The sequence below is a fragment of the Vibrio albus genome, from assembly GCF_003144035.1.
Lineage (GTDB): Bacteria > Pseudomonadota > Gammaproteobacteria > Enterobacterales > Vibrionaceae > Vibrio > Vibrio albus.
Window position 1 is genome coordinate 1 of record NZ_QFWT01000014.1, and the last position, 12,155, is coordinate 12,155.

Consider the following 12,155-nt stretch of genomic DNA (forward strand, 5'->3'; position numbering starts at 1 on the left):
CCGCCGCTCGACGCCCATAAACGCACCCGAAGGATTGTTGATGTCGTTTCCGCCCGACTTGCATGTGTTAGGCCTGCCGCCAGCGTTCAATCTGAGCCATGATCAAACTCTTCAATTTAAGATTTTGGTCGGCTCAACGAATACTGACTTCAAAACTACAAAAGTAATTTTAAAGCTATTATCGTTCCAACAGAACGATAATGAATTGACTGTGCCAAGTCCGAAGACTTGATTGGTCACTCAGTTCATTGAAACCTAATTTGAAACCGAAGTTTCTAATTTGATTATCATCAACGAGTGCCCACACAGATTGATAGGTTTAAATTGTTAAAGAGCTTCCTAGCTTTCTGCTTTTCGCATCGGCTAGGGGTGCGTATAATACGCTTTGTTTTTTGCGAGTCAAGAAGTTTTTTTAACTTTCTTTTCCGCTTCCCTTTACGTTGTGTGACCAAGGCCTCACTCTGTGTCGGTGATGCGGCATTATAGGGAGGATCTTTTAGATCGCAAGATCTTTTTTAATTTATTTTTTTGTTTGCTGAAAAAAGCAACAACAGGCTGTTTTTTGAATAAAATTTCAACATTTGAGCGCCGTCACACCTATCTGTTGGAAATCCGCCACGCTTATACGTACTATTCGTAAAGCTGTTAAATTTAATAGCGTTTATTCTAATTTCACTTATTGCAGACGTTGTATTCTGATATGGACTCTAAAAACTCTTATATTATTTTAGTTATTCTTGCTGTGCTTGGTGTTGTTGCTATCTACCAACTACCAGATTTTAACCCAGCCTTTGCCTATGCTCTCGGCATTGCTGTTGCAGCTTTTGTTCTTAAACCCTCTAAAGTATCTTCTGACAAGGAAACGGACGCCCGCCCTGCTACAACAACCTTATATGTTGGCAACCTCCCGTATAAAGCAAACGAAAACAATGTTCGCCAGCTTTTCTCTGAACAAGGTGAAGTGTTTGCCGTTCGCCTTATGAAAGACAAAAGAACGGGGAAACGCCGTGGTTTTGGATTTGTAGTAATGGCAAGTAGTGATGTGGATACTGCAATCGCTGCTCTGAACGAGCACGATTACATGCAGCGGACTTTAAAAGTCCGGATTGCAAATGATCCTAAGCATCCAGAAATGGAAGAGGCTCGATAGGACTAAACCCCAATTTATCAATATAGTAATTGAGTGCAGCTTTATCTCCTAAAGCTGCACTACAATAAATATCGTATTGTTCCCTGCCTACACTGCTTTTCTCACTCACATCTGCCAATAGCGATTTCACTCTTCTTGCGATGGCCTCTCCAGAGTCTACCAGCATCACTTTATTATCAAACGCCTCTGCTATTTCTTTCTTAAGTAGTGGGAAGTGTGTACAGCCTAATACCGCCACATCAACTTTATCGATTAGTGGCGACAATATCTGTTTAAGCTCATTAATATCGACAGGGTTTCCACATAACTTATCTTCAGCCATATTCACCAGCCGGGTTGAACCTAACAGCTCTACAGGTTTATCCGGGGAAAAATTATGAATCAAGTGGTGGGTATACTCTCTTTTTATCGTCGCTGGCGTAGCAATCAAACCCACAGCTTTATGAGACAGATTCGATGCTGGCTTAATAGCGGGTACAACACCAACAACAGGAACCGTTAATATCTGCCGCAGTCGCGGAAGAACGATAGTACTGGCAGTATTACAGGCAATGACCACCAAATCGATACTCTGGAGCTGTACCATTCGTTGGATAAGGTTCTCCACACGGCTTATCAGAATAGACTGAGGGAGCTCCCCATAAGGATAGGCTTTATTGTCAAACAGGTAGGTATAGTCAAGATGTGGTAGTAACGCTTTTATCTCTTTAAATACAGAAAGGCCGCCGACACCAGAATCGAAGATAAGAATTTTTGGAATGTTAGGCATTTCTGGTGTCACTGTTGGTTGAGTTTAGATTAGTGGCAGTAATCATACTCCGAGGGGGGGAGTTGGCAAGGGGAATAAAGGGGGGAAGGGGGGAAGGATAGAGGATGAAAGTGTTAGCTTCATCCTCTTCGTGGGTATAGATAATTAGAATTGGTAAGTGGCGGTGAGTTTAAACTCGCGCCCATTGCCTGGGTAGTAACTGGATCCCCATGCTGAATACGTTACATTTTGTGCATATTTTTCATCAAACATATTATCTACGCGCAATGTTGCTAAAAACTCTTGTTGGCTATAGCTGATAGCTAAATTACCTAGCCAATAAGCTTCTAATTTATCATTTACATTTGCGCTATCACTATTCTCATACCGCTCACCAACGTATACAGCCTCTGCAAAGACTTCCCAGCTATTCATAAACTGATAGGTCGTAAAACCACGCCCTGAATGCTTAGCTACCCATGGAAGCTCTTTGTCTTTATTGCTACCTTTCGTATATTCTGCATCAATATAGCTATATTCAGTACCAACCAATAGATCACTAGTTAAGTATTTATCTACATAGACACTTAGGCCATATCTTTCTGACTCATCAGCATTAACATTTGCGCCATTAAACAGGCCACCGACAGGCTTTTCTGCCGTTGAATCAAATACAATTTCATCTTTGAGTTTCAAGTTGTAGGCATCCAGTCTTACAGAGTAATCATTACCAATATGATCAAGACCAGTTTCAATAGAAGTCCCCCGTTGTGGCTTCAGACCTACAACATCAGGGGAGGTATATGCTTGCTCATCTACTTTAGCAAAACGAAAATTGGTTTCACCACGAAGATATAGTCGTGTATTAGTGCTTAACTTGTAATTCGCCCCTAATTCCACGGCTGTTGCATCTTCACTTAATGATGCCCCAGTCGAATAAGTACTAGCATCTTTTATTTCATCCTCAGCTTTACTATATCGACCACCAGTTATCATCGTTATGGTATTTGATAGTGGGTAATTCACTTGAGTATAAAGGCTAGATACTTGTTGAATATTCTCTCTGTTATATGAACTAGATAAGTAGTCAAAGTCACTTCTATTATAATCTACGCCAAATAACACATTGCCTTTACCTACCGGAGTGGACAATTCTCTCTCTAAATTCAGTAAAACTTCGACCTCATTATTGTCTTTCGTAAAGGAGCCCCATTTATACCCCCTAGACGATGTATCGGCCAAACTAATATCACCTTTCGCCAACCAATCAGGGGATAGATTTTGTTTATATCCAAAACGTAGAGCCGAGGTAATTTCATGAGTATAATCTGTTGTGCTAGTGGATTGCTTAGGATCCGCCTCATACTGAGTTTTAGTTAAGCTACTTGGGTATTGAAGGTCGTTATCGTAGTAACTAGCTTCTGTATAAAACTCTTTGTCGTCTTGCACAAAATCAACACGGCCGAGCAGACTGCCAGTTTCACGATCATTATGATCACGATAGTTACCACTGTTATTCTGACTAGCAGTCAGTGAAAAACTCCAGTTATCGATGATACGGTTAGACACATTGACGCTACCTGCGTATGAATCATAGCTACCAACAGACGCTGTCACTTCACCATGAGGTTTTGTCGATCTTTTGGTGATAATATTGATAACACCGCCTACAGCCTGATCACCGTAAAGCACGCCAGCACTACCCGACAGAATTTCAACCGTTTCAATCTGACTGATCAAAATAGAGGATAGCTGAGGCGCAGAAAGATCGGGCTTATTCAGTTTACGTCCATCAACCAATATCAAAGTATTATGTGCTGCTTGCTCACCGGTAAAACCTCTTAGAGAAAAAACCGGGCCGCTATTTGTGTCTGAAACCTGAATCCCGGCACGGCTTCTTAACAGAGAAGAAAGCGATGTTGCGCCACTGGCTTTAATCTCATCCTGATCGATCACCACGATATTTGCCGGAATATCAGAAATTGAATTTACGTTTTCACTTTTTCCCAGCACCACGACGGTGTCCATATCATCGGACGACACACTTTGAGCTTGTGAAAAAGAGGTATAAGAAAGGAGCGATGCCACTGCTATCGCTAGATATGATTTGTTCATTTTATAGTCCTAAATCGCGTAGTTTCCTTCGTTCACTGGCAGGTATTCGGACTTAAGAGCTCGATAAATTGCTTTACCATCTTACATCTCACTTCCCACTTAAAAGTAGTGTGTAGGTTTCCCCGCAGATGCTCGTTCTCTTTTACCGCTGCGCGTCAGTTCCGGATTTTCACCAGATTCCCTTTAACAGCCCTTCTTTTCGAAAAAACTGTGACCAGCGTCGCGTGGATAGTAGATGGCTAGCCATCCAATGTCTAGTTCTATTATTGACACAAAGGTAAGAAATCCAGACAGGACTGGACAAGCGTTATGAATTGACTAAAATCTGCGCTCCCTGTTTGAACATAAGCAAAAGGCATATTCATGGCGAATCCAGATATCATCACCTCTCAGTATCAGCAGCAGTTGGAAGAAAAAAAACAGCGGCTGACCGGGATGTTCTCACCCTATGGTGTACCAGAGCTGGAAGTGTTTGAATCACCAGAGCAACATTATCGTATGCGGGCCGAATTCCGGATATGGCATGAAGGTGAAGACCTTTACTACATCATGTTCAATCAGGAGACCCGCAAGAAGTATCGTGTTGATCAATTCCCGGCAGCCAGCAAACTGATTAACGACCTGATGCCTGTTCTGATGGAAAAGATGAAACATAATGACGTACTGCGTCGTAAGCTGTTTCAGGTAGATTTCCTTTCCACTCTAAGTGGCGAAATACTGGTATCTCTGCTGTATCACCGTCAGTTAGATGATGCCTGGACCGAAGAAGCCAAGAGCCTGAAAGCGGAGTTAATCCAGCAAGGCTTTAACCTGAATATTATCGGCCGAGCACGTAAGATGAAGATTGTGCTGGATCGGGAATATGTGGTGGAAAAACTGAAGGTCAATGGTGACACCTATATCTACCAGCAGGTAGAAAACAGTTTCACTCAACCAAATGGTATTGTTGCCCAAAAAATGCTGGAATGGGCAATTGACTGCACCAAAGACAGTTCCGGTGATCTGCTGGAATTATATTGTGGTAACGGCAACTTCTCTCTGGCTCTGGCACAGAACTTTGAGCGTGTACTGGCGACCGAACTGGCGAAACCCTCAGTAGAATCGGCACAATACAATATTGCTGCCAATAACATTGATAATGTCCAGATCATTCGTATGTCTGCGGAAGAGTTTACTGAAGCGATGGAAGGAAAAAGAGAATTCCGCCGCCTGAAGCAGCAGAATGTGGATCTGAAAACGTATAACTGCAACACCATCTTTGTTGATCCACCGAGAGCCGGTATGGATGAAGGCACCTGCCGTATGGTTCAGGGCTACGAGCGCATTATGTATATCTCCTGTAATCCGGAAACGCTGCAACAAAACCTGGAAATTCTGAGCGAAACACACAAAGTCACCCGCTTCGCTCTGTTTGATCAATTCCCGTATACCCACCATATGGAAGCTGGCGTGCTGTTAGAGCGCATTAAATAAGGCATTAAACAAACTTGGAAGTCATGGAATATCACTCCGGGTACGGCGTGGGGTACGGGAACACCTAAAACCAACCTCACGCTCTGGGGACAAGTTCTTTTTCACCCAGTATAAACTCAGCGGCATATTGACTCGTTATCAGATGTTCGTTTGACCGTGTTGGCTTCAGCGAACTACTTATTGTCGCATTGAATGAAATCACCAATCATTAAAACCCTAAGGTTCACCGACAGGTTTTAGCTTAATTTACAGCAAAAAACTGTCACGTCACTTATTACCAGAGAAGAAATACAGCTATTACTAAAACAAAATTGGCTCTGTTCAACTTTGGCCAGATTGTATAACACCTTGACTCAAAGAAACCAAAGGGCACAATGATATCGTCCGCACTTCTCTGGACAGAATGAGATACTCCATAGCTATCTCAATTGTTGTCAATCGAAACTGTTTTCAATTAGCGGCATCTGGAAACCCGTGTTTTAAGGTAATAAAAAAGACCGGATAAACCGAACTCTTGTCTACTCAGAAATTTGTTAACTCATTGGCAAGCCAAGCTTGTCGAAGAATGCCTTATTACGCTCTTTTGCCATGTTAACTAGGCGATCAAATGAAATGACCTCGATGTAAGATTTAAAGCCTTTGTTGTAGCCAAAGTAACCCAAATGATCATGAGTAACCTGCAAATCAAGTATCTTACACCGCTGAATCAGACTCGGAGTCAGGTCTGCAACTATATAGCAGTAACCCGGAATATCATTCGCATTTGGAATAGGGCGTCCTTGTGGAGTTTTCGTCTTACCCTCCCTAACTCGCTCTAAGTAACCGAGAGCTTGCTCAATTGGGTCCTTGTCTTCACCAGCTTTTGCATCGTTACGCATAGGGCGCTTAATTTCTACCACAGTAATTGAAGCAAGTGGCATCGATTTCTTATCTGATACTAGCATTGGATTATCGTAGATGTTCATTGCCAGTAAATCAGGTTCTTTGCCACTATCAGTATCAACAATCGGCATAGTAGAGAGCGGTTTATCTGATGCTAGATAGTTGTGAAATGCTAAACGCTCATCAACTAGCCACAGGTTACAAGAATCTAAGAAGACTTCGCTCGAGTCTTTTCTCATCGGCATGATTAACTCATGGATGATTTCTTCTTTGGCGTACTTACCATCAGAAGTGCGCTCGATTGACTTCTCTAGCAAGTCGATAATCACCTTGCGGTGAGATACGTAATTAGCTAGGTCAGACTTTTTCAAGTCTTCTACTTTTTGTAAATAGCTCTGAATACGTTCTTCATACTCTTCAGCTTGCTCATTTCGCTTCGGAGTCATGATTTGCTGGCCTTCGCATAGTAACTGACGCTCTACTGTATACCACTGCTCATGAAGGTGTAACTCAACATCTTTGTCAGACTTATCTGGATCAATAATCAGGTCTTTGTCTTCTATGTAGCTGGTAATTGGGCGGTAGCGAGGCGCTTGAGTAACAATGTACTCATCAACCCTACGTTTACCCGCTGAGATGTTCTTTTCTAGGACATCTTTGAGGTATACCTGCGCTCTCTTAAGAACATCCTCACGAATGACCTTTAGTGAAAGCTCTTGGTCAGCAAAGAGACCATCAAAGCTTTCCGCTATTTCAAACGAAGTTCGTTCTGCACGAACGTTATCATCCAAGAATTTAGACGATACGTAACACGTGTAAACAAATTCGCCTGAGTCATCTGAAATCTTCTGATAAAGACCGGGAAGTTTGCCTTGAATTCCTTCTTCTTTTACCAAGCGGTTAGCAGCACATAAAGACAGTTGGTGCTTCTTGTTAACCGAAGCCCTGAACTTGATGTGTGTAAGCTCAAACATCTCACCAAGAATTTCAATCTGTTCATGCGCTGCTTGTGAGTGCATGTGAGCATCAAACAACTGATAGAGACTGACGGTTTCTGAACCATCTTCAACAAAGATTTGAGGCACACCACCTTCACGTACAAAGTACCACAGACAGTGTTCTAGCAAGGCATTGGCAATTGTTTCAATACCTGATGGGACTGCTTTTCTATACGCCTTATCAAAATCATTAAGTGTTATTACAGAGCCAGTTTGATTCCGCTCTGATGATGTAACCCTATCGCCATGTACACCGTTGCTACTGTTAAAAGCGAACTCACGGTGGCTAAAATTTTCTTGATCAGAAAAGACGCTTGATACACTTACTTGGTCAAATGCCTTAAGCCATAATAAGCGGCCAACACCACGACACCCTTTATCTATCTTGTGGTCAGAGTCTAAGGTCTGGAAGGAGTTAAAGTTTACATTGTTGAAGCCACAGCCATTGTCTGCAACCTTGAATCCAAGAATAGGCGCACAAGACGCACCACCAATATCCATCTCCCCTTGTGGCTCTCGGATAATGGTTAGAGTGATTTTGCCTTGGTCTGTGTTGCCTTTTTCTTCAATAGAGTGAATAGAGTTAACAACCGCCTCAAACACTGGCATCAAGCCGTGATTCCTTGGCAAAGAGGTATTTCTAAGTCGACCTCTAAGGTTCGTGTGCAAGCTCATCGCCAACCCCTTGAATTCAATATAGTGATTTTAATTTTAGATTAGAAAAGCATGTTATTGCATAACTGGTTATATATTAAGTGAAATTCTCAAATTTGCCGGATTTCATTTTCATTTTGACAGCTTGGTTCTCAATACTGAACTTTATCTACCAACCTCTGTTTAGCAAAAAGGTATGTGGCGAAAATTATCTTTCATACCATTATGCCTTAACCGTGTAATCCTTCATCACTGGCGCTAAGGTGCATTAGTCAAAGGCGAGCAGAGCAAAATTCGTAATTCAATGGTTGTAACTCGGTATAGATCCTAAAGAATTTTGAGATCATCCAAAGAATTCCTTCGCGGCTCTATCACGCACCTGCACTCGCCACTCCAACCACTCGTTGAGATCGCTTTCAAGCCAAGCTACCGTCCTTGAACCAATGGGAACACTAGCCGGAAATTCCCCTTCCTTAATCTTGTTATAGATTGCAGACCGACTTAAACCAGTTTTTTCCATCACATCTTTTAGACGTGAAAATTTCATCGTTTTTTCCTCATTTGAAATTCTCATATAACGCTATAGACCCGTCTAGGGGTTTGAAGACGTCCCAGAGCGTCCAGTTACTTGGATCCAGAGCATCTGCTTACACTGGACAGAACATAGCTTAACCGGAAAATGTTTACTTGGTATTCGTTTGCTGTAAGTAATTATTGTCTACTAGACTAGTCAAGTTTATAGTTATGCCACTAATTGAACCAATCTGATAGATTAGCTTTACCAGATGACAAACAAATACAGTGCGACGGTAAAAATGGAAGTATCAGCTGATAACACTTCAAGCTTTGAAAGAGTAGACAAATTATCTGCTTATGTAGTTATAGCATCACTAGCTATTTATTTTACACAGCACTTATATCCACAACATGCACCTAAATATATAGATTCATTTTTGTTTTTATATTTCTCAATGGAGTTCATTTATAAGGTACATTTGCTGTCATGGAAAAGATATATCAATAATAACTCTCACAAATTTGATTTTTTACTACTAATTATTAGTGCCTCACTAATACCATTCTCTGACTTAGATAGCGTAATATATCTTAGAGTATTCAGGCTAATTTCAATCGTAAGAATATTCAGGATAATTCCAAATGGCTCTCAAGTCCTTCAAGGACTCACTAGAGCAATAAGAAGCTCCAAGGCCATACTGATATTATTATTTTCTTTGCTTTCATTTTTTTCTTTAATTGGTTTTAGTCTGTTTTCTAATACTGTGCCTGAATACTTTGGCACACCACTAACTTCGCTAAACACCGTTTTTGAAATATTTACTATAGAAAACTGGGGGGAACTACCTAATTCTATAGATAAAGAAGCACAACCGTATCTACACGCAGCACTAAATTCATTTACTATTATTGTATTAGTTATTGGTGGGTTTATTGCCGTCTCTCTTGCTAACGCAGTGTTTGTTGATGAATTAGTCAGTGACAATAATGAAGAATTAAAAGAAGAAATTATAAAATTGAAAAATCAAAATAGTGAGCTAAAAGAAATAATAATTGACATACAAAAAGAGATAAAAAACAGATAATACATACTCATTCATAGCCCACCATATGGTGGGCTATGAATAATAAAAACAACTATACTAAAAGGTACTCATCCATTTTTACTGATATTTCTTCTGAACGCTCTAGACTTTCAGAGATGTCATTATCTAAATGTTTGATTATGTAGTTGTGCTGCTCAATCTCTATAACTCGCAATAAATCCAGTCGATCAATAATGTAAGCAGACATAGCCATAGCTATACCTGTAATAGAACCAACAGTAATAGCTGTGACGGTAGTTGAAATCGGAGCTAAAAGAGGAATGGTTGAAACTATATTATCAACAGCCTCTTCCAGTAAAACACCTCCCGCAACGATAACACCGGACATAATAAGCTTGCTCGCTTCATGTGATGCTTCTCTGAAAGAAGTCCCTTCTGGTCTAAATAGAACTGTTTTAGCAGCTTTAAAGAGAGAGAAGACCCCTTCTCTAATCAACCGGATCATTCTAGTACAAGTAGTAACAAACCTGTTGACCATAACAGTGATAAAATTGGATATAAATCCAGACAGTCCACCAGAAACAAATCCATCCAGTGCATCTTTCCATTTATCAGCTACCTTGCTTCCAATTCTTTGTAACCTCACTTTTATCTCTTGTATCCAAGACTCTAACTCCCTTCCGTTCTTAAATATATCCTTGATTTCTTCCATTGTTTGAGTAAGAAGCTCAACTAGAAGTATACCAAACCCTTGCTGAGCTCCCATTTTAGCGCCCTCGCTCATCCCTGTTTTAGCAGTATTCTTAGCAAAATATCCTACCTCTTGAGCTGTTGTAGGCTTGTGCTCTTCTGCTGTCTTCTGCCCTCGTTCATACGCTTCTTTTAATTTCTCATTGTCGATATTAAAAGCTTCTTCGTTGGTCTCTTTCCTACCAGACTGCTTCCAGTCTTTCCACTCCATCTTGTCATGATCTTTAAGCGACTGATTTATATTTCTCTGAGTTGACGCTAAATTTCTTTCATCTGTACCAAAGTCAGCTTTGGCTTCACTAGACAACATAAAGCCACCATTCTTATGAAACTCACTGTTGGAGACTATATGATCTGGACTAGTCTGATCTGCTCTTACTTTCTCACCAGTATATGCATCAGTAACATTTCCGTTATTATCCATTTGACGCTTGGTAAACTGAGAGCCTACAGATTGCTTCCCACCTCTTTCGAAACTTTCACCTTGACTATTTTTTGCCACGGTATAATCACTTCTGTTGTACTCATCACTCTCTTTGGCATAAATACCTTGCTGGGCGTTATGAACTGTTGTGACATTCCCACCAACTTTGTCATACGCCGACACAACTTTACCCAATCCAAAAGGGACGGCAATAGATTGAGTAATATCGTTTTTTACCGTAGAAAGAAGAGCTTCCAATCTGGCTGAATTGAACTGATTTTTGAGATCGACCAGTAGTTGTTTTGCTTCTTCCTCATCTATATCAATTGAGTAGATTAGATCGCTTGAATAGTCCAGCGAGCTCAGCCTTTTCTCATCTATTTCTGAGTTAAGCATACTTTCAATAAGCCTAGGTTCAGAAGCCTTCCTAACAGCTGCCTTCCCTACTTGTGCTCTATTTTTTTGTAACTTACGAAACTCATCTAATCTACTCATAACTTCTCCTAGGCTACTTTCGCTGCATTCCAAGCATCTAAAAATGCTCTTTCGTTTTTGTGCTCGACACCATCAGCACTCATCACTACTTCAATAATTTCATTAAAGATAGAAGCATCCACGCCCGACTTATTTGCTAACTCAAAAGCTTCGGCAGGAGTAGGTGGGTTTCTATAAATATCTTCAATCTTAGCTTGTATATCTTTAGGGAGTTCCATACCTGATACTCCCTTAATAAACAGCTCAATTTGTGCACGTTCGGAATCGTCAATCTCACCATCACAGTTTGCACAGGCCATTGCAACGGACTCCATTGCAATTAACGCGTTAAAATAATTAGCATTTCCCTCTAATTTATCGAACGCTTTCGCCAGTTTATCTTCCAACTCTCTAGTACGCTGCTCATACTTAGCCTTAGCCGATTGCTCACCGCGACGCTCACCTCTTGCCTCTGCTTCTGACTCAGAATCATCTAAGTATTCAGCCACACCACCAGCAGTAGCACCAACACCAGCAGCTACCGCAGCTCCTACTGCTGTTACTGCACCAACGGGGCCAGCAACAGGCAAAGCTACCACTGCTGCTACACCTGCACACGCACCACCTAAAACCTTCCAAAAGCTCATTATTAATTTACCTCTTACGTATCAGAAACTTAACACCAAACAAATGCCACTAATGGCGTATAGTAGTATGAGATTATGTTTCAAAATGTTACTACCATCAAGCATTTACATATCGTTGTATTTTTGGGAGGGTCACTCCTCGCTAAAATTGTTTCGACACCATTTCTAAACGCGTTAAATTTTTTACAAATCTAAGTATCACTTAACACTAACCATCTGTTATAAATATACACAACCAATTAGTAATGTATATTCTGTATACATTAACATGTACTATA

9 protein-coding genes, 1 rRNA gene and 1 riboswitch are annotated in these 12,155 nt (G+C 40.9%); of the genes, 3 read left to right on the top strand and 7 right to left on the bottom strand.

The window, feature by feature from the left end:
- Window positions 1-118: ribosomal RNA gene (locus DI392_RS18305) — 16S ribosomal RNA — on the bottom strand; the annotation flags it as partial.
- 582 nt (window positions 119-700) lie between these two features.
- Here DI392_RS18305 and DI392_RS18315 point away from each other — a divergent pair.
- Window positions 701-1,150, top strand: a complete 450-nt coding sequence (locus tag DI392_RS18315; RefSeq protein ID WP_109321141.1) for an RNA recognition motif domain-containing protein — start codon at window positions 701-703, stop codon at window positions 1,148-1,150.
- Here DI392_RS18315 and murI read toward each other — a convergent pair.
- Window positions 1,119-1,919 (bottom strand): glutamate racemase, encoded by an 801-nt coding sequence (gene murI / locus DI392_RS18320; protein ID WP_109321142.1) that lies wholly within the window; start codon window positions 1,917-1,919, stop codon window positions 1,119-1,121. The two genes, DI392_RS18315 and murI, sit on opposite strands and share 32 nt — an antisense overlap.
- A gap of 144 nt (window positions 1,920-2,063) precedes the next feature.
- Window positions 2,064-4,013, bottom strand: coding sequence for a TonB-dependent receptor family protein (locus tag DI392_RS18325; protein ID WP_109321143.1), 1,950 nt, complete (start codon window positions 4,011-4,013; stop codon window positions 2,064-2,066).
- Window positions 4,014-4,033: 20 nt separating this feature from the next.
- Window positions 4,034-4,247, bottom strand: a riboswitch (cobalamin riboswitch).
- Between the two features lie 129 nt (window positions 4,248-4,376).
- Between DI392_RS18325 and trmA the strand changes: the two genes are divergently transcribed.
- Window positions 4,377-5,486, top strand: coding sequence for a tRNA (uridine(54)-C5)-methyltransferase TrmA (gene trmA, locus DI392_RS18330; RefSeq protein WP_109321144.1), 1,110 nt, complete (start codon window positions 4,377-4,379; stop codon window positions 5,484-5,486).
- 533 nt (window positions 5,487-6,019) lie between these two features.
- On the opposite strand, the gene DI392_RS18335 is transcribed toward trmA, so the two are convergent.
- Entirely contained in the window at window positions 6,020-7,975 is a 1,956-nt protein-coding gene (locus tag DI392_RS18335) for an ATP-binding protein (protein WP_109321145.1), read from the bottom strand.
- Between the two features lie 388 nt (window positions 7,976-8,363).
- Window positions 8,364-8,567: a helix-turn-helix transcriptional regulator gene (locus DI392_RS18340; RefSeq protein WP_109321146.1), complete on the bottom strand. Its 204-nt coding sequence runs from the start codon at window positions 8,565-8,567 to the stop codon at window positions 8,364-8,366.
- 238 nt (window positions 8,568-8,805) lie between these two features.
- On the opposite strand from DI392_RS18340, the gene DI392_RS18345 reads away from it, so the two are divergent.
- Window positions 8,806-9,621, top strand: coding sequence for an ion transporter (locus DI392_RS18345; RefSeq protein ID WP_245884149.1), 816 nt, complete (start codon window positions 8,806-8,808; stop codon window positions 9,619-9,621).
- 52 nt (window positions 9,622-9,673) lie between these two features.
- Here DI392_RS18345 and DI392_RS18350 read toward each other — a convergent pair whose 3' ends face one another.
- Complete coding sequence (locus DI392_RS18350; RefSeq protein WP_109321148.1) at window positions 9,674-11,251, bottom strand: hypothetical protein; 1,578 nt, start codon at window positions 11,249-11,251, stop codon at window positions 9,674-9,676.
- A gap of 8 nt (window positions 11,252-11,259) precedes the next feature.
- Entirely contained in the window at window positions 11,260-11,877 is a 618-nt protein-coding gene (locus tag DI392_RS18355; RefSeq protein ID WP_109321149.1) for a tellurite resistance TerB family protein, read from the bottom strand.
- Between the last annotated feature and the right edge of the window lie 278 nt (window positions 11,878-12,155).

Coding starts and splice junctions, on each gene's coding strand:
- DI392_RS18340 (WP_109321146.1), bottom strand. CDS start 8,567: ATGAAATTTTCACGTCTAAAAGATGTGATGGAAAAAACTGGTTTAAGT.
- DI392_RS18345 (WP_245884149.1), top strand. CDS start 8,806: ATGACAAACAAATACAGTGCGACGGTAAAAATGGAAGTATCAGCTGAT.
- DI392_RS18335 (WP_109321145.1), bottom strand. CDS start 7,975: ATGCCAGTGTTTGAGGCGGTTGTTAACTCTATTCACTCTATTGAAGAA.
- DI392_RS18325 (WP_109321143.1), bottom strand. CDS start 4,013: ATGAACAAATCATATCTAGCGATAGCAGTGGCATCGCTCCTTTCTTAT.
- trmA (WP_109321144.1), top strand. CDS start 4,377: ATGGCGAATCCAGATATCATCACCTCTCAGTATCAGCAGCAGTTGGAA.
- DI392_RS18315 (WP_109321141.1), top strand. CDS start 701: ATGGACTCTAAAAACTCTTATATTATTTTAGTTATTCTTGCTGTGCTT.
- murI (WP_109321142.1), bottom strand. CDS start 1,919: ATGCCTAACATTCCAAAAATTCTTATCTTCGATTCTGGTGTCGGCGGC.
- DI392_RS18355 (WP_109321149.1), bottom strand. CDS start 11,877: ATGAGCTTTTGGAAGGTTTTAGGTGGTGCGTGTGCAGGTGTAGCAGCA.
- DI392_RS18350 (WP_109321148.1), bottom strand. CDS start 11,251: ATGAGTAGATTAGATGAGTTTCGTAAGTTACAAAAAAATAGAGCACAA.